Source organism: Streptomyces sp. NPDC058257, assembly GCF_042881845.1.
Classification (GTDB): domain Bacteria; phylum Actinomycetota; class Actinomycetes; order Streptomycetales; family Streptomycetaceae; genus Streptomyces.
Genome location: NZ_JBHVXJ010000018.1, coordinates 1 through 16,669, shown reverse-complemented (window position 1 = coordinate 16,669; position 16,669 = coordinate 1). Strand labels below are relative to the sequence as shown.

Genomic DNA, 16,669 nt, shown 5'->3' with positions numbered 1-16,669 from the left:
CTGCCCCGCCGTCTACCCCGCCGTCCTCGGGATCCGCTTCTCCCACGTCCTGTGGAACACCACCTCGGCCCCGTCCCTGCACACCACCTCGTTCGACGTGATGAAGTCCGTCGCGTCACAGGTGATCTCCGAGCGGGAGTTGATCGACACGTCCCATGCCAGCTCGGGGCGGTGCAGGCGGATCGTCCAGTCGGACCGGGTGCGGGCGCTGAGGGGATCGGACTCGTTGATCGTGTACGTCTCCACGGCGTCCTCGGTGAATTCGAGGCCGTCGGGGTAGACGCGTGTACCGCCATAGCGCGGGTCCACCTCCAGGCGCCATTCGCCCTTCGCCACATCGCGTACGACCAGGCGCTCGGGGCGCGGCTCGTCGAGCGTCGCCGGGTACACCACTTCCAGCGGCTCCGACTGCTCGGGCGGAGGGAATGTGATCGACGGGTCCAAGTCGCCTTCGCGCACCGGGAGTTCCAGTGCGCTGCCCGCCGGGTCGAGGGTGAAGCCCGCCGAGTCCGCCTGCGGCCAGATCCACGGCCAGTACGCGGACGACACCGCGAGCCGGATGCGGTGGCCCGGCGGGAAGGTGTGGCCGATGGCGTTCAGTTCGAACGTCACGTCCTCCGTCCCGCCGACCGGCCACGGGTCCACCCGGTCCCTGCCGTTGCGCGACGAGAGGTTCAGGACACCTCGCGTGACCAGGGTCGACGAGCCGTCCGGGGCCACGTCACACACCCGCGCGATCGCCTGCCCCGCCGGGACGTCCATCGTCAGGCGCAGCGTCACCCTGGGGCGGCCCAGGATGCGTACGGCCGAGGGGACCTCGAACTCGAAGCACGCCGATTTCGCGTCCTCGTCCCGCTGGTCCGGCGGCAGGTCCGCGTCGTTGCCGAAGGGGAAGTAGCGGCCCGCGTCCAGCCCCGTGTGCTGGGGGGAGTCGACCACCAGGGGCTGGCCCTGGAGGGCGTAGGGGGTCGGTGTGACGTTCGGGGACGGCCAGGAGGGGTCGCCCACCCAGCCGCCCGGCAGCTGCGCGTACACGGTCGCCGGGGGGTGGGAATCGCTGATCCAGGAGCGGAGTTTCGGCTCGGCCATGACACCCGTGTCGATGCCCTTGAGGTGCTGGTCCCACCAGCGCAAAGTTTCCTGGAGGAAGCCGATCGCCGGGCCCGGCGGCAGGCCCCGGTCCGGGTACTGGTGCGACCACGGGCCGATCAATCCCCGGACGTCGCCCGGCAGGTGCTCGACCAGACGCAGGACCGTGTCCCGGTAGGGGTCGTGGAAGCCGCCCACCGCGAGCACCGCCGCGTCGATCGCCGAGTAGTCCTCGCAGACGCTGCCGTGCCGCCAGTAGGCGTCACGGGTCTGGTGGTCGAGCCAGGTGTGGATGAAGGGGTCGACCGCTTCGAGGCGGCTGCGCCACATGTCCCGCCAGCGGTCGCCGACGAACAGCGGGTCCGGGGGACGGGAGACGAAGGCGAGCATCGTCGCCGCCCACGCGTGCATATCCACCGCGAGGACGGAACCACCCATGTAGTGCACGTCGTTGTCATAACGGTCGTCCGCGGAGCAGACCGTGATGACCGCCTTGAGCGGCTCGGGCGCGAGGGCCGCGATCTGGAGGGAGTTGAAGCCGCCCCAGGAGATGCCGAACATGCCGACCTTGCCGGAGCACCAGGGCTGCTCGGCGAGCCAGTTGACGACCTCGACCCCGTCGGCCAGCTCGACCGGTGAGTACTCGTCGCCCGGCATGCCCTCCGAGTTGCCGTGGCCCCGCACGTCCACGCGCACGGAGGCGTATCCGTGGCCCGCGTACCAGGGATGGCGCTGGAAGTCGCGTGGCGCCGTCCAGTCGCTCAGGCGGTAGGGGAGGTACTCCAGGAGTGCGGGGACGGGTTCGTCCGTCACCGGGCGCCAGATGCGCGCGTACAGCCTGGTGCCGTCCGGGAGGGGGATCTGGACGTCCTCGCGGGTGGTCTCGTACGGGAAGGACTGGCGAATCTGCATGGGGGGAACCTCAGTGTCCTCAGTGGACGGGGTGCATGGTGCGGCGGAGCCACGGGGCGAGCAGGACGACGGCGGCGCCGGCGGCGACCGCGATCGCGCCGTTGACGCCGAAGTACGCCGGGTTGGAGACCTCTCCGTACACCTTCACGACCTGTGCCTGAATGCCGTTGGCGAGGGCGAGCGAGAGGAACCAGAGGGCCATGGTCTGGCTGGCGAAGGCCTGCGGGGCGAGCTTCGTCGTGGCCGACATGCCGGACGTCTCCACGAGGATGTCGCCGAGGCCGAGCAGCAGGTAGGAGCCGACGATCCACCAGACCGCCATCTTGTACGAGCCGTCGCCGTGCCCCGAGGTCGGCAGGACCATCAGGATGAACGACAGGCCGCCCAGGATCACGCCGAACGCGATCTTGTTGGAGGCGTGCGGCTGGCGGGGGCCCATCCGGGCCCAGACCGCGGCGACGACGGGGGCGAGCGCGACCTCGAAGGCGCCGAGGGCGGAGGCGTACCAGCTGGCGGGGAAGGTGAAGCCGAGGATCGACGTCTCGGCGTTCGTCGATGCCAGCAGGATCATCGTCGAGTAGGCCTGGAAGAGGATGAAGTTGAAGACGACCGAGGCGACGAAGAGGACCACGTATGGCCTCAGACGGCCGCGTTCCTCGGCGCTCACGCGCGGGCTGCGGAACATGACCGTGAAGTAGACGGCCGGCGCGATCACCGAGATGACGGTGAGCACGTCGACGAAGCGGTCCATCGTCAGCCAGCCGACGGCGGCAAGGAGAGCCGCGAGGGCGGCGAACACGACGGCGCCCACGACGATCAGGACGACCGCGCGGCGCATCGCCTCCCTGGGCAGCGCGAATTCGGCCGATGCCTTGCGTCCCGCGAGGTGGCGGCGGCCCAGGACGTACTGGACGAGCCCGAAGGTCATGCCGATCGCGGCCGCCGAGAAGCCCCAGTGCCAGCCCTTGTGGTCGCCGAGCCAGCCGGTGATCAGCGGGCCCGCGAAGGCACCGATGTTGATGCCCATGTAGTACAGCGCGAAGCCCGCGTCGCGCCGCTGGTCGTCGGTGCGGTAGAGCTTGCCGACCATCGAGGCGACGTTCGGCTTCAGGAGGCCGGTGCCCGCGCTGATCAGGCCGAGGCCCACCCAGGTCATCGTCGCCGTCGGGATCGCCATCGAGTAGTGGCCGCAGGCGATGAGGATGCCGCCCCACAGGACCGCGCGGTACGAGCCGAGGATCCGGTCGGCGAGCCAGCCGCCCGCCACCGACACCAGATAGACGAGCGTTCCGTACGCCGCCGAAACCGAGGCGGCTGTCCCGGAATCCATGCCCATGCCGTCGTGCGCGACGGAGTCCGCGAAGTACAGGACGAGGATGGCCTGCATGCCGAGGAACGAGAAGCGCTCCCAGACCTCGAGACCCGACAGGGTGAGCAGCCCGCGCGGCTGCCCGAAGAAGGCGTGGTCGTCGGCGGGCGGTGGCTCCGTCGGGTTCGTCGGCGGCTCCGCGGGCGGTTCGGCGTCGGCCTCAGTGCGGGACAAAGGTTCTGCTCCCGGTCGTTCCGTTGTTCATGGGGCTTTCGGGGATTGCGGGGATCGTGGAGATCGTGGAGATCGTGGAGATCGGGGGGATTGCGGGGATTGCGGGGATCACGGAGATCGGGGGGATCCCTGGGATCACGCGGATAACGGGGATTGCGGGGTGATGCGGTCTTCTGTGTCGTATCAGCTGATCAAGAACATACCGGTGGTGATCGCACGTCGCCTGGGCGGCATTGCACAGGCGGGTGCCCACTGTGATCGAAAGGGGACCGGATACGCTGACTTGTGTGATGGCAGCGACACATCGACAAACCGTGTCATCGACCCCGTCATCGCGCAAAGATCGACCGAGTGATGATCGACCGAGTGACCGACTTGTGATCGTCAGCAGACAGGAGAACCCCTCGTGACCGTCGTCGGGCCCTTCGGCCTCAGCGTGCGGGACCAGGCTCTCGAAGCCGATGTCCAGGCCGGATTGGCGGCCGTCGAGGAAGGTCTGCTCGACGCCACCAAAAGCGGGGTCCCCTTCATCACGGAGGCCGCGCAGCATCTGGTGCGCGCGGGCGGCAAGCGGTTCAGGCCGCTCCTCGTGATGCTCTCCTCGCAGTTCGGCGATCCGTACGCGCAGGGTGTCGTGCCCTCCGCCGTCGTCGTCGAGCTCACGCACCTCGCGACGCTCTACCACGACGACGTGATGGACGAGGCGGACGTGCGCCGCGGAGTCGAGAGCGCCAATCAGCGCTGGGGCAACTCCGTCGCCGTGCTCACCGGTGACTTCCTGTTCGCCCGCGCCTCGTACATCCTGGCCGACCTCGGTCCTGACGCCGTCCGCATCCAGGCGGAGGCCTTCGAACGCCTGGTCACCGGCCAGATCCTGGAGACGGCGGGACCGACCGAGGGCCGCGACCCGATCGACCACTACTTCGACGTGCTCGGCGGCAAGACCGGTTCGCTCGTCGCCGTGGCGTGCCGTTTCGGCGCCATGATGTCGGGCGCCGACGAGACCGTCGTGGACGTCCTGACCCAGTACGGCGAGCGGCTCGGCGTCGCCTTCCAGCTCGCCGACGACGTACTGGACATCGCGTCCGACTCGCACGAGTCCGGCAAGACGCCCGGCACTGACCTCCGTGAAGGCATCCCCACCCTTCCGGTCCTGCGCCTGCGCGAGCGGGTGGAGAAGCTCGGGCTCGCCGATGACATCGCCCTGAGCGAGCTCCTCGACTCGGACCTGACGGACGACGCGCGGCACGCCGAGGCGTTGACTCGACTGCGGGCCCACCCGGCCCTGGAGCAGGCGCGCAAGGACACAGTGCGGTTCGCGGAGGAGGCACGGGCGACGCTCGCGCCGCTGCGGGACTGCGACGCGAAGACGTCGCTCGTCGAGCTCTGCGATCTTGTGGTGCACCGGGCGGGTTGATCGGACGGCCGTTCGGGCGGGTTGATTGGGCTGGCTGATCGGGCTGGCGGGTTGATTGGGCTGGCTGATCGGGCTGGTCCGAGGTCCTGCCGTGTGTGACTTACGTCACACATTCTGTCCCATTTGGATTGAGTCCAGGTTCAGATCTATTCCGTACCTATGCCCGGAAGTCGGCGCTGTGGGGCGCCGGCTCAGGCAGGGGGGAATTCAGATCATGGGCATGGAGAATTTTGCGACCTCCGGGACTTTTGCGAACCGTCGGCGGGCTCTGCTGGCCGTCGGTGCGGCCGTCGCCGCAGCGGTGGGTGTGGCGGGCATGGCGGTCGTGGCGCCGCCCGCCGTCGCGCACAGCGGCAGTGCCGCCGGCAGCGGCGGCGCCGGCGGCGGTGGGTCCGTCTTCGTGGCGAGCATGAACGGCGCGGACGAGGTGCCGGTGCAGGGCGGTCCCGCGGTGGGCGACAAGGACGGCAGGGCGCTCGAGTTCGTCAAGGTCAAGGGCGACAAGGTGTCGGTCAGCGTCAAGTGGCGCGGCACCGGCAGGCCGACCGCCCTCCACCTCCACCAGGGCGCCAAGGGCACCAACGGCGGCATCAAGATCGAGTTCACCAAGCTGCTCGACAAGGGCAAGAGCAAGGGCGAGGGCGAGGGTAAGAGCGAGGGCAACCGCGTCTCCGGGACGGTCAGGGTCGACGACGCGGCGCTGCTCAAGCAGTTGAAGGCGGACCCCGGCAGCTTCTACGCCAACCTGCACACCGCCGAGTTCCCGGGCGGCGCGGTCCGCGGCCAGCTCCACACGGTGACCACGAACTTCGACTTCCGCAACGCGGCGGCCAACTTCCAGGCCTCGGTGATCCAGGGCAAGCAGATCTACGAGTGCAGGAAGGCCGAGGACGGCTCAGGGAAGTTCGCCCTCGCGCAGCGTGACGTGCGCGCCCGGCTCGGCGGCGGCATCGCGCACGACTTCGTCGCCCCCAACTCCGGCACCCCGCGCTGGACGGCCCCCGACCGCAGCCAGGTCACCGGCAAGCTGATCTCCAAGACCCCGAACGGCGACAAGAACATCCCCGAACTCGACCTGGCGGCGACGCGGACCGGTAAGCGGCACGGGCTGCTGGCCGGCACCGCGGAGATCCTGCGTCTGAACACGGTGGGCGGGGTCGCACCGGTGGGTGAGTGCAGGCCGGGCGCCATCGCGAAGGTGCCGTACAAGGCTGACTACGTGTTCGTGCAGCGCTGACCCGCCTGGTCGGTGGTGGCTCGGTGGCGCCCCCGGTGGTGTCTCGGTGGTGTCTCCCCTACGGGATGGGGGAGGCGCCACCGCTCCGTGTCATCCCACAGCAGTACGTGGAGTTGCTCCCGGGGTCTGACGCTTCTCGCTGGCCGATTTGGTCGTATAGACACCAGCAAGGTCCAGCAAGAACAACCACTCCTGACCTATTCGGGTGAGAATGGCGGCGCGGGGTGGACGCACGCACGTACTGGGAAGGCCGCCGCCGACCACGGAGGTAGGGCACACAATGGCACCGTACGAACCGGAGCAGAACACCAGTGAGACCGGGGAACTGCGCGTAGGCCGCAGAAAAGCGGCGCGTTACGTGGTCCCCGTCGCGGTGGCGGGGGTGGCGGCGGCGACCATCGGTCTCGTCCCGGCGCTCGCCACGTCGGGCGACCCCGACCTGCCCGATGTCACCGCACAGCAACTGATCGAGAAGATCGCCGCGTCGGACACGCAGCAGCTCTCGGGCAACGTGAAGATCAGCACCGACCTCGGCCTTCCGTCCTTCGGCGGCGACATGGCCGGCGGCTTCGCCCCGGGCGGCGGGGGCGGCGGGGGCGGCAAGGGCGCGGACGGCGGGGGTTCGGCCGCCGACCCGCAGTCCAAGCTGATGGAGCTGGCGTCCGGCACGCACACGCTGCGCGTCGCCGCCGACGGCCCCGACAAGCAGAAGCTGTCCGTCCTGGACGACGCAGCCGAGTACAGCCTGATCCACAACGGCGACGACGTGTGGGCCTACGACAGCAAGTCGAACGAGGCGTACCACTCCGAGTCGGCGGGCAAGGCGGCCGGGGACTCCGGCAAGAAGGACAGCCGTAGGGACATCCCCAAGGACATCCCCAAGGACATCCCCAAGGGCGTCCCTTCCACCCCCAAGGAACTGGCCCAGGAAGCCCTGAAGGCGGTCGACGGCACGACGTCGGTGAAGGTGGACGGCACCGCGCAGGTCGCGGGCCGTGACGCCTACCGCCTGGTCATCAAGCCCAAGCAGTCCGGCTCGACGGTCGGCCAGATCACGGTCGCGGTGGACTCGAAGACGGGTACGCCGCTGAAGTTCACGCTCACTCCGGCGAGCGGCGGCAGCGCGGTCGTCGACGCGGGCTTCACGAAGGTCGACTTCGGCAAGCCGGCCGCGTCGACCTTCGACTTCACGCCGCCCAAGGGCGCGAAGGTCACGGAGGGCGACGACGCCAAGGCCAGGTCCGAGGCCAAGAAGCACAGTTTCGAGGGCAAGGAGTTCAAGGGCAAGGAGTTCGAAGGCAAGGAGTTCGAGGGCAAGAAGGACCTGAACGGTCTGAATGTCATCGGCAAGGGCTGGAACTCCATCGCCGAGCTGAAGCTGCCGGGCGGCCAGGGTCTCCCGACGGGCGGATCCGGCGCCGCGTCGCCGGACGCGCAGCGGCTCCTCGACTCGCTCGGCGACAAGGTGACGGGCGAGTTCGGCTCGGGCACGGTCTTCAAGACGCGCCTGATCAACGCCCTCATCACCGAGGACGGCAAGGTCTACGCGGGCGCGGTCACCAAGGACGCCCTGGTCAAGGCGGCGAACGCGGCGAAGTAGCGTGCTGCGGCAAGGCGAATGAGCGACGGGTTCCAGGTGCCGGGCAGGCACCTGGGACCCGCCGTCACGATTTCGAGCGGGGAGGGCTGAGTGCCGGGCACCAGCGTGGCGACGGAGAGCGTGATCGAGACCGACGCGCTCACCAAGCGCTACGGCAAGCAGTTGGCCGTGGACGCTCTGAGCCTCACCGTCCCCGCCGGAAGCGTGTTCGGTTTCCTCGGGCCGAACGGCTCGGGCAAGACGACCACCATTCGGATGCTGATGGGCCTGATCGAGCCGACTTCCGGCCGGGCCAAGCTCCTCGGCCGCCCGATGCCGCGCGACACGCGCACCGTGCTCCCGCATGTGGGCGCGCTCATCGAGGGCCCGGCCCTCTACGGCTTCCTCTCCGGCCGCGACAACCTCCTTCGGTACGACGCCGCGGATCCGACCGCCGACCCGCGCACCCGCCGTGTCCGTGCCGAAGCGGCCCTGGACCGGGTCGGCTTGACGGCAGCCGCGGGCAAGAAGGCGAAGGCGTACTCCCTGGGCATGAAGCAGCGCCTCGGCCTCGCGGCGGCGCTGCTCCAGCCGCGCAGGCTTCTCGTGCTCGACGAGCCGACCAACGGCCTCGATCCGCAGGGCATGCGCGAGATCCGGGCGCTGGTCAGGGAGTTGGCGTCCGAGGGCACGACTGTCTTCCTCTCCTCACACCTCCTGGACGAGATCGAGCAGGTCTGCTCGCACGCCGGGGTGATGGCCCAGGGCCGTCTGCTCATCCAGGGGCCGGTGGCCGAGCTCGCCGCCGGCGCGCGGGGCCGCCTCGTCGTGACGACCCCGGACACGGGTGACGCCGTACGCGTCCTGAAGGAGCTCGGCGTGACGGACCTCGTCGTGGCGGAGGACCGCGTGACGGGCGATCCGCCGGGCACTGGCGCTGACGCGGACACCGGCACCGGCACAGGCACCGGCACAGGCACGGACCTCGCGGAGCTGAACGCCGCTCTGGTCGGTGCGGGCGTACGGGTACGGGGCTTCGGCGTCGAACGGGCCTCGCTGGAGGACGCGTTCGTGGCACTGACGGGGGAGGGCTTCGATGTCGCGGGATGAGGCCGTCGGCGTACGTGCTGGACATGGCGTACGCGCTGAACATGGCGAACACGCGGAACATGGCATACGTGCCGAACACGATGAACGCGGCGTACGTGAGAGCGGTGACGTGCGCGAGGTCCGGCGGATCTGGAGCCTCGGGCTCTTCCGCAGCGAGCTGGGCATCACCTTCCGCCGCTGGCGCACCCTGGCCCTGCTCGGCGTGCTCGCCGCCGTGCCGATCCTCGTGGGCATCGCCGTCAAGATCGAGACGAGCGACGGCTCGACGGTCGGCGGGGGCGGCGAGGCCGGGGGCCCCGCGTTCATCGCGCAGATCACGAACAATGGCCTGTTCCTCGTCTTCACCGCGCTCGCCGCGACGCTCCCCTTCTTCCTGCCCATGGCGGTCGGCGTCGTCGCGGGCGACTCCATCGCGGGCGAGTCCAGCGCCGGGACGCTGCGCTATCTCCTTGTCGCCCCGGCGGGACGTACGCGTCTGCTGCTTGCCAAGTACGCAACGACGATGACGTTCTGCCTGGTCGCGACGCTCGTAGTGGCCCTCTCCGCGCTCGCCGTCGGGGCGCTGCTCTTCCCGGTCGGCGAGGTCACCACGATCTCCGGCGTCCCGATCAGCTACGGCGAAGGATTGCTGCGCGCGCTGCTCATCGCCCTCGTGGTCGCCGCGTCACTGATCGGTGTGGCGGCGCTCGGCCTCTTCGTGTCGACGCTGACCAGCAGCGGCATCGCGGCGATGGCGACGACCGTCGGCCTGCTCATCACGGTCCAGATCCTCGACCAGATCCCCCAACTGCACGCCATCCAGCCGTACTTCTTCTCGCACTACTGGCTGTCCTTCGCGGACCTGATGCGCGAGCCCGTCTACTGGGACGAGCTGGTCAAGAACCTCGGCCTGCAGGGCCTGTACGCGGCCCTGTTCGGCTCGGCGGCGTGGGCGCGGTTCGGGGCGAAGGACATCACGGCGTAGGCGGCGTCAGCGCATCACGGCGTAGGCGGCGTCAGCGCTCTCCTCATCGGCCTCATCGGCCTCATCGGCCTCATCCGCATCGGCCTCATCCGCATCGGCTCATCCGCATCGGCCTCATCCCCATCGGCTCATCCGCATCGGCTCCTCCGCGTCAGACTTCGAACGGGAAGCGGGCCGGTGCGGGCTCCTGCGCGAAGAACGACTTGGCCTCGGTGAGCGCCCGCTCGTCCTTCAGCACGTCGCCGGGCTTGCTGCCGTTGCCGAGCAGTACGCCGCCGAAGCGCATCCCGAGATACGCGGCGGAGTTGCGCAGGGTGCCGACGAGTGGATCGGCGACGACCGGCTGGTCGTCGGCCAGCGCCGTCACGCCCCACAGGGTGCGACCGGCCATCGTGGCCTTGAAGTCGACGCCGGGGGTGCGCAGCCAGCCCGACCAGTAGTCGAGGTAGCGCTTGGTGGTGGCCGAGACCGAGTACCAGTACAGGGGCGACGCTATGACGATGTCGGTCGCCTCGACGGTCGCGTCGAGCAGCGTCGCGATGTTGTTGCCGGACGGGCGGACGTGGTCGCTGTCGTGACGGAGGTCCTCGAAGTCCGGCAGCGGATGGTCGGCGAGGTTCAGCCAGCGCTGCTCGACGTCCGAAGGGAGCTGCTCGGCGGCCCGGCGGGCCAGGGTCTCCGTGTTGCCGTCAGGGCGCGAGCTGCCGAGTACGAAAAGGAACTTGCGAGTCATGAGGTCCCCCTGGAACTGGAAGTGAGGCGACTGCCGATTACCTGCGCGTGCACTATATGCACGCGCAGGTAATTACGTCCAGGGTGGCTCGCCCAGGGTGGCTGCCCGGGGGCGTGGGGCCCACGGGACAAACGGATCAGGCGGGTTAGGAGGCGAGCCCCCACACGGCGTACGCGATGGCGTCGCTGTTCTGGTCGAGGGCCTTCCCGTCGATGTTCGACTCCGTGTCGCACGCGGAGTGGTAGCACTTGTCGAACGGCTCACCGGCCGTGCCGCCCCAGTTCTGGGCCTGCTCGGCGGTCTTCTCGTAGTCGGCGCCGCTGAACAGCCCGCCGACCGGGACGCCCGCGTCCTTGAACGGGGCGTGGTCCGAACGGCCGTCGCCCTCCTCGTCGGGCTCCGTGGCGAGGTCGAGGCCGCCGTAGTAGTCCTTGAAGGTCTTCTCGATGGTGGGATCGTCGTCGTAGACGAAGTAACCCGGGTTCGGGGAGCCGATCATGTCGAAGTTCAGGTAGTCCTTGATCTTCGAGCGCTCGTCGGCGGGCAGTTTGTCGACGTAGTGCGAGGAGCCGACGAGCCCCAGCTCCTCGGCGCCCCACCAGGCGAACCGCAGGTGCTTGGTGGGCTTGTACTTCTCGTGCGCCACGGTGAGCGCGGTCTCCAGTATCGCGGCCGAACCGGAGCCGTTGTCGTTGATGCCGGGGCCCGAGTCCACGCTGTCGAGGTGCGAGCCCGCCATGACGACCTGGTCGGCGTCGCCGCCGGGCCAGTCGGCGATCAGGTTGTAGCCGGTCTTGCCGTTGGAGGTGAACTCCTGGAGCGAGGTGGTGAATCCGGCCTCGTCCAGCTTGCCCTTCACATAGTCGATGGAGGCCTTGTAGCCCGCGCTGCCGTGGGCGCGGTTGCCGCCGTTGGCCGAGGCTATGGACTGCAGCTGTGAGAGGTGGGCCTGGACGTTGGCCACGGATATGTCGGGGGCGGCCGCCTTCGGGGCGGGGGCCGCGGAGGATATCGCGCTGGTGGTGAGGAGTCCGGCGACGGCTATGACGGCGGCTGCCGTGGTGCGTCCGGGAACGGAGAGCTTCATGTGGGGGGCTCCGTGTTCTGTTCTGTTGGATTGTTCTGTGGAGGGCCGTGGGGGCCCGTGGGGGTACGCCAATTCCGCGAACGTCGAACAGAATTGGCGTGCCTGATGGTGCGGGTGAGGTTGACCGCGCGTCAAGAGCGCATATCGGTCGCCGTGTTCCGCAGGGCGGTCGGATCGTCGTGCGCGGCGGGGGAGCGGGCGGCAGGAGGGCGAGCGGCAGGGGAGCGGGCGGCAGGGGAGCGGGCGTCGGACGGGCGGGTGTCGGAAGGGCGGGCGGGCGCCGGTCAGCCCACGGCCCTGAGCGGCGAGCCGGAGTCCGGCCGCCGGGCGGTCAGCGAGGCGCGGTAGCCGCTCGGCGCGATGCCCCGGATCCGCTTGAAGGCATCGCTGAATCCGAACCCGTCCGCGTACCCGACCTTCCCGGCCACGGACGCCACCGTCGCGCCCGGCTCGGCGAGCAGCTCGGCGGCGAGCGTCATCCGCCACTCGGTGAGGTACGCCATCGGGGGCCTGCCGACCTGTTCGGCGAAGTTGCGGGCGAACGCGGCGCGCGAGACCTGGGCGCGTGCGGCGAGCGAGGCCACCGTCCAGGGCCGCGAGGGCTCGTCGTGCATGGCGTGCAGGGCGGGGCCGATCACCTCGTCGCCGAGCGCGCTGTACCAGGCGGGCGGGCAGGCGTCCGGCAGGTCGAACCACTCGCGCAGGGTGCAGGCCAGCAGCCAGTCGAGCATCCGGTCCATCACGAACTGGCGTCCCGGCCGGTCGGCGGCCACCTCCGCGGCGATCAGCTCCAGGATGGGCGTGCAGTCGTCGCCGGACGGCACCACGAGGAGCGGCGGCAGCATGCTGACCAGGCGCCTGCCCACCGCACTGTCCAACTGGTAGGCGCCGGTGACCAGTTCACACTCCTCGGGGGCCACGCCCGCGCCCGGGGCGGAGAGCGTGAACGGGGCCGGAGTGCACACCACGGCCGCGGCCCCTTCCCCCAGAGTGCGCGGTTCCCCCGACGCGGCGGTGATCCGCGCCGTGCCGCGCACCACCGAGACAAGCGTCAGCGCCGCCCCCTCGCTGCGGCTCTCCTCCCAGGGGCCTGTCAGCACCGTGCGGCCGAACAGCGCGCCGTCAGCGCGTACCCCTCGCAGCAGATCCCCCAGAGCGTCCATGCCCCCACCGTAGACGGCGGCCCCGCTCGCGTGGACGTACTCCCATGCGGGCGAGACGGGCGCCCATGTGACAAGGCCCGGCAAGGCAGTTGGCTATACCCATGACCGACAACGCGAAGAGCAACACGGAGAACAACGCGAAGAACAACACGAAGAGCAACGCGAAGAGCCACGCGAAGAACCCTCCGGCATCCGGCGCCCTCATCCTCGTCCTCGGCGCCACCGGCAAGACAGGCCGCCGCGTGGTCTCCCGGCTGCGGGAGGCGGGCCGGGCCGTGCGCGCGGCGTCCCGCTCCGGTGAGACCCGCTTCGACTGGACCGACCGCTCCACCTGGGCCCCGGTCCTTGAGGGCGTGTCCGCCCTCTACCTGGTCGGCCCGCCCGAGCCCGAGCCGATCGCCGACTTCGTCGACCAGGCAGTGGCGGCGGGCGTACGCCGCTTCGTCGTCCTGTCGGGGCGGGGCGTCGAGGTGTACGGCGACTCCTTCGAGCCGTCCATGGCGGAGGCCGAGCGCGTGGTGCGCGAGGCGGGCGTGGACTGGACGGTGATCCGCCCGAACAACTTCACCCAGAACTTCGACGAGGACATCTTCCACGCACCCCTCGTGGCGGGCCGCCTCGCACTCCCCGTCGGCGATGTGCCGGAGCCGTTCATCGACGTGGACGACATCGCGGACGTGGCCGCCGCGCTGCTCACCGAGGAGGGGCACACGGGCCGGGTCTACGAACTCTCCGGGCCGCGCGCGCTGAGCTTCGCCGAAGCGGTCGCGGAGCTGTCGCAGGCGTCGGGGCACCCGATGCGGTTCGAGCACATCACGTCGGACGAGTACGTGGCGGAACTGACCGCGGCAGACGTCCCCGCCGAACCGGCCCGAGCCCTCGCTGACGTACTCGCCTGGCTGGCGGACGGCTACAACGCGGCGCCGGTGAGCGGCGTACGAGACGTACTGGGCCGAGAACCCAAGGATTTCAGCGTCTACGCGAAGGCCGCATCGGAGGCAGGGGCCTGGGGCTGAGAGTGCCCCAAAGGGGCGCGGGGAACGGCGCGCACAGCCACGGCACAGCCACGGCACACCCGCGGTGGCAGGCGGTGGCAGGGGGGGGCAGGCGGTGCCAGGGGGGCAGGCGGTGGCCGCGGCGTCAGACCCCGGACTCCTCCCGCCCGGCAGCGGGAGTCATCGGTTCAGTCTCCCGCCCGGCGACGGGGACCCCGGCCACGGATGCCCTAGCGGCAGCCAACCGCACCGCATTGGCCCGCGCGGAGCGCACCGCATCCCAGGTCAGCAACGTCAGCGCCAGCCACACAAGCCCGAACCCGGCCCACCGCTCGGGCGGCATCGCCTCATGGAAGTACAGGATGCCGAGCAGGAACTGGAAGACGGGAGCGAGGTACTGCAGCATCCCAAGCGTCGCGAGCGGCACCCGGATCGCGGCGGCGCCGAAGCAGACCAGAGGAATGGCGGTGACCAGACCGGTCGCGGCGAGCAGCGTCCCGTGCCCGAATCCCTCCGTGCCGAACGTGGCGTCGCCCCGCACGCCGAGCCACACCAGGAACCCGACGGCGGGCAGGAACTGGATCGCGGTCTCGGCGGCGAGGGACTCCAGACCGCTGAGGCCGACCTTCTTCTTCGTCAGGCCGTACGTGGCGAAGGAGAAGGCGAGGCAGAGCGAGATCCACGGCGGCTGCCCGTACCCGAAGGCGAGTACGAGGACTGCCGCGAGGCCGACGGCGACGGCCGTCCACTGCACGGGGCGCAGGCGTTCGCCGAGGAGCAGGACGCCCATCGCGATGGTGACCAGGGGGTTGATGAAGTAGCCGAGGGAGGCCTCCACGACGTGGCCGGAGTTGACGGCCCAGATGTAGACGCCCCAGTTGATCGTGATGACCGCCGCGGCGATCGTCACCAGGCCAAGCTTGCGCGGCTGGCGGATCAGTTCGCCCGCCCAGGCCCAGCGCCGCACGGCAAGCAGGGCGATGCCGACCACGACCAGGGACCACGCCATCCGGTGCGCGAGGATCTCGCCCGCCCCGGCCGGCTTGAGCAGGGGCCAGAACAGGGGCACGAGGCCCCACATCCCGTAGGCCGCGATGCCGTTCAGCAGTCCTGTGCGCTGCTCGCTCTTCGACTGCTCAGCTGCGGCGGCGTCCACGGCCCCTCCTTGGTGCGTGACAGCCCCACGCTGCCTCCAAGAAGGTAGCCGCACAGACACTCCCGTGTCATGCCCGTCTCACGAAAACGCTCATGACGTCCGACTCGCCCCGGATCTGCTCCCCCCTCAGCCCCTGAGCGCCACCGGTCTCATCCCCTGAGGGCCACCGCTCTCAGCCCTTGAGGGGCATTGCTCTCAGCTCTTGAGCGCCACCGTGATCGCGTCCGCGAGAGGCGTCGTCGGCCGCCCGATGAGACGGGCCAACTCGCCGCTCGTACCGGCGAGGAGGCCTCGCTCGATCGCCGAGTCCACGTCGACGAGGATCGCGGCGAACTGCTCGGGAAGCCCGGCGCCGGTCAGGATCGCGAGGTTCTGCTCGGCGGGGACGTTCGCGTACGAGATGTCCTTGCCGGTCTGCCGGGAGACCTCGGCGGCGTACTCGGCGACGCTCCACGCGACATCGCCGCTCAGCTCATAGGCCTTGCCCTCGTGGCCCTCGCCGGTGAGTACGGCGACGGCGGCGGCCGCGTAGTCGGCGCGCGAGGCGGAGGCGATCCTGCCCTCGCCCGCGGAGGCGACGACCGCGCCGTGCTCCAGGACGGGGGCGAGGTTGGCCGTGTAGTTCTCGTGGTACCAGCCGTTGCGCAGGAACGTGTGCGGCAGACCGGAGTCGAGGACGAGCCGCTCGGTCTCCTTGTGCTCATCCGCGAGGTCGAAGTCGGCGTCGGGTCCGCCGAGGACGCCGGTGTACGCGAGCAGCGCCACGCCCGCCGCGCGGGCGGCGTCGATCACCGCCGCGTGCTGCGGCACGCGCTGCCCGACCTCGCTGCCGGAGATCAGCAGGACCCTGTCGCCTGCGGCGAAGACGCCGGTGAGGGTCTCGGGCGCGCTGTAGTCCGCGATCCGCAGTTCGACACCGCGCGCGGCGAGGTCGGCGGCCTTCTCCTTGTTGCGGACTACGGCGGCGATCTGCCCGGCGGGCACCTGCGCGTCGAGCAGCCCGTCGATGACGAGACGGCCGAGGTGTCCGGTGGCTCCGGTGACGACGATGCTCATGTCTGGAATCTCCCTTTGGTGTGGTTCTGAGGAAGAGCCTACGTCGGGCGCTAACTTTTGGAAAGTACCCACTTTGAAGTAAGGTACTGGCATGGCAGTAAGTACCTGGAACCTCGGCGAAGACGGGATGTGCCCCCAGCGCCTCGTCCTGGAACATGTGACGAGCCGCTGGGGGGTGCTCGTCCTGATCGCCCTGGACGAGCGCTCGTACCGCTTCAGTGAGCTGCGCCGGGCCCTCGGCCGGGTCAGCGAGAAGATGCTGACGCAGACGCTGCAGACCCTGGAGCGCGACGGCCTCGTGCACCGCGACGCCAAGCCGGTCATTCCGCCGCGCGTCGACTACTCACTCACCGACCTCGGGCGCGAGGTCGGTGAGCAGGTGCGGGCGCTCGCCGAGTGGACCGAGCGGCGCCTGTCGGACGTACAGGAAGCGCGGCAGACGTACGACGAAGCCAGGCAGGCGTATGACGAAGCCCGGTCCTGAAAAGTCAGAACCGGGCTCAGAGGGCAGTGCCGGCCGCCGTCAGCCGGCGACGGTCCAGGTGTCGCCTCCGGCGAGGAGTGCGGCGAGGTCGCCTTTGCCGTTCTGTTCGATGGCGGTGTCGAGTTGGTCGGACATGAGGGTGTC

The 16,669-nt window shown here is 69.9% G+C and carries 14 protein-coding genes; 7 read left to right on the top strand and 7 right to left on the bottom strand.

All coding sequences use genetic code 11. The features are described 5' to 3' along the window. Positions 1–12: 12 nt before the first annotated feature. Positions 13–2,001 carry a CocE/NonD family hydrolase gene (locus tag ACFVXC_RS32080; protein ID WP_389912405.1) on the bottom strand — a complete coding sequence of 663 codons (1,989 nt, stop codon included), beginning with the start codon at positions 1,999–2,001 and terminating at the stop codon, positions 13–15. A 19-nt stretch (positions 2,002–2,020) separates the two neighbouring features. After that, positions 2,021–3,544: a peptide MFS transporter gene (locus tag ACFVXC_RS32075; RefSeq protein WP_389912402.1), complete on the bottom strand. Its 1,524-nt coding sequence runs from the start codon at positions 3,542–3,544 to the stop codon at positions 2,021–2,023. A 406-nt stretch (positions 3,545–3,950) separates the two neighbouring features. Between ACFVXC_RS32075 and ACFVXC_RS32070 the strand changes: the two genes are divergently transcribed. The 5 genes from ACFVXC_RS32070 to ACFVXC_RS32050 all read left to right on the top strand — a co-directional run bounded on the left by ACFVXC_RS32070 (position 3,951) and on the right by ACFVXC_RS32050 (position 9,851). Then, a complete protein-coding gene (locus tag ACFVXC_RS32070; RefSeq protein ID WP_389912400.1) occupies positions 3,951–4,961 on the top strand; it encodes a polyprenyl synthetase family protein in 1,011 nt (336 codons plus the stop codon). A gap of 220 nt (positions 4,962–5,181) precedes the next feature. Beyond that, the gene (locus ACFVXC_RS32065; protein ID WP_389912397.1) at positions 5,182–6,198 is read left to right on the top strand and encodes a CHRD domain-containing protein; all 1,017 of its coding nucleotides are present in this window, start codon (positions 5,182–5,184) and stop codon (positions 6,196–6,198) included. A gap of 280 nt (positions 6,199–6,478) precedes the next feature. After that, positions 6,479–7,798 carry an outer membrane lipoprotein carrier protein LolA gene (locus ACFVXC_RS32060; RefSeq protein ID WP_389912394.1) on the top strand — a complete coding sequence of 440 codons (1,320 nt, stop codon included), beginning with the start codon at positions 6,479–6,481 and terminating at the stop codon, positions 7,796–7,798. A 90-nt stretch (positions 7,799–7,888) separates the two neighbouring features. Next, on the top strand, positions 7,889–8,887 hold the full coding sequence (locus tag ACFVXC_RS32055) for an ABC transporter ATP-binding protein (RefSeq protein WP_389912391.1): 999 nt from the start codon (positions 7,889–7,891) through the stop codon (positions 8,885–8,887). Positions 8,888–9,014: 127 nt separating this feature from the next. Beyond that, positions 9,015–9,851 carry an ABC transporter permease gene (locus ACFVXC_RS32050; RefSeq protein ID WP_389912804.1) on the top strand — a complete coding sequence of 279 codons (837 nt, stop codon included), beginning with the start codon at positions 9,015–9,017 and terminating at the stop codon, positions 9,849–9,851. Positions 9,852–10,002: 151 nt separating this feature from the next. Here ACFVXC_RS32050 and ACFVXC_RS32045 read toward each other — a convergent pair whose 3' ends face one another. The 3 genes from ACFVXC_RS32045 to ACFVXC_RS32035 form a co-directional block, all read right to left on the bottom strand. Continuing rightward, positions 10,003–10,584: a flavodoxin family protein gene (locus ACFVXC_RS32045; protein WP_389912388.1), complete on the bottom strand. Its 582-nt coding sequence runs from the start codon at positions 10,582–10,584 to the stop codon at positions 10,003–10,005. 145 nt (positions 10,585–10,729) lie between these two features. After that, complete coding sequence (locus tag ACFVXC_RS32040; protein WP_389912385.1) at positions 10,730–11,671, bottom strand: M28 family metallopeptidase; 942 nt, start codon at positions 11,669–11,671, stop codon at positions 10,730–10,732. A 284-nt stretch (positions 11,672–11,955) separates the two neighbouring features. Then, positions 11,956–12,834 (bottom strand): AraC family transcriptional regulator, encoded by an 879-nt coding sequence (locus ACFVXC_RS32035; protein WP_389912383.1) that lies wholly within the window; start codon positions 12,832–12,834, stop codon positions 11,956–11,958. A 101-nt stretch (positions 12,835–12,935) separates the two neighbouring features. Between ACFVXC_RS32035 and ACFVXC_RS32030 the strand changes: the two genes are divergently transcribed. Further along, positions 12,936–13,850, top strand: coding sequence for an NAD(P)H-binding protein (locus ACFVXC_RS32030; RefSeq protein ID WP_389912381.1), 915 nt, complete (start codon positions 12,936–12,938; stop codon positions 13,848–13,850). A gap of 124 nt (positions 13,851–13,974) precedes the next feature. Here the strand turns inward: ACFVXC_RS32030 and rarD are convergent, their stop codons facing one another. Together rarD and ACFVXC_RS32020 are read right to left on the bottom strand one after the other, a co-directional pair. Next, entirely contained in the window at positions 13,975–14,985 is a 1,011-nt protein-coding gene (rarD, locus tag ACFVXC_RS32025; protein ID WP_389912378.1) for an EamA family transporter RarD, read from the bottom strand. Positions 14,986–15,180: 195 nt separating this feature from the next. Then, positions 15,181–16,041 (bottom strand): NAD(P)H-binding protein, encoded by an 861-nt coding sequence (locus ACFVXC_RS32020; RefSeq protein WP_389912375.1) that lies wholly within the window; start codon positions 16,039–16,041, stop codon positions 15,181–15,183. A gap of 91 nt (positions 16,042–16,132) precedes the next feature. On the opposite strand from ACFVXC_RS32020, the gene ACFVXC_RS32015 reads away from it, so the two are divergent. Then, positions 16,133–16,525, top strand: coding sequence for a winged helix-turn-helix transcriptional regulator (locus ACFVXC_RS32015; protein WP_389912372.1), 393 nt, complete (start codon positions 16,133–16,135; stop codon positions 16,523–16,525). Positions 16,526–16,669: the final 144 nt, after the last annotated feature.